This window comes from Massilia aquatica, assembly GCF_011682045.1.
Classification (GTDB): Bacteria; Pseudomonadota; Gammaproteobacteria; order Burkholderiales; family Burkholderiaceae_D; genus Telluria_A; species Telluria_A aquatica.
Map to the genome: position 1 here is coordinate 1 of NZ_VVIW01000071.1, position 1,021 is coordinate 1,021.

General features: G+C 49.4%; 1 rRNA gene. It reads left to right on the forward strand.

Features of this window, described 5'->3' with window-relative positions:
* Positions 1-1,021: ribosomal RNA gene (locus F1609_RS33895) — 23S ribosomal RNA — on the forward strand; the annotation flags it as partial.

Here is a 1,021-nt window from a genome sequence, read left to right on the forward strand (position 1 = left end):
AGGTCATTGCATACTGAATACATAGGTATGCAAAGCGAACGCGGCGAACTGAAACATCTAAGTAGCTGCAGGAAAATAAATCAACCGAGATTCCCAAAGTAGTGGCGAGCGAAATGGGATGAGCCTGCACGTTTTAGCATGACGGATAGTAGAAACCACTGGAAATTGGTGCCATAGAGGGTGATAGCCCCTTATACGAAATTCGATGTGTGGAACTAAGCGTGCGACAAGTAGGGCGGGACACGAGAAATCCTGTCTGAATATGGGGGGACCATCCTCCAAGGCTAAATACTCGTAATCGACCGATAGTGAACCAGTACCGTGAGGGAAAGGCGAAAAGAACCCCGGAAGGGGAGTGAAATAGATCCTGAAACCGTGTGCATACAAACAGTAGGAGCGGACTTGTTCCGTGACTGCGTACCTTTTGTATAATGGGTCAGCGACTTACATTCAGTGGCAAGGTTAACCGTATAGGGAAGCCGTAGAGAAATCGAGTCCGAATAGGGCGACAGTCGCTGGGTGTAGACCCGAAACCAAGTGATCTACTCATGGCCAGGATGAAGGTGCGGTAACACGCCCTGGAGGTCCGAACCCACTAATGTTGAAAAATTAGGGGATGAGCTGTGGGTAGGGGTGAAAGGCTAAACAAACTTGGAAATAGCTGGTTCTCTCCGAAAACTATTTAGGTAGTGCCTCAAGTATCACCATCGGGGGTAGAGCACTGTTATGGCTAGGGGTTCATTGCGAATTACCAAACCATTGCAAACTCCGAATACCGATGAGTGCGAGCTTGGGAGACAGACGTCGGGTGCTAACGTCCGGCGTCAAGAGGGAAACAACCCAGACCGCCAGCTAAGGTCCCAAAGATTGGCTAAGTGGAAAACGAAGTGGGAAGGCTAAAACAGTCAGGATGTTGGCTTAGAAGCAGCCATCATTTAAAGAAAGCGTAATAGCTCACTGATCGAGTCGTCCTGCGCGGAAGATGTAACGGGGCTAAGCCAGTCACCGAAGCTGCGGATAT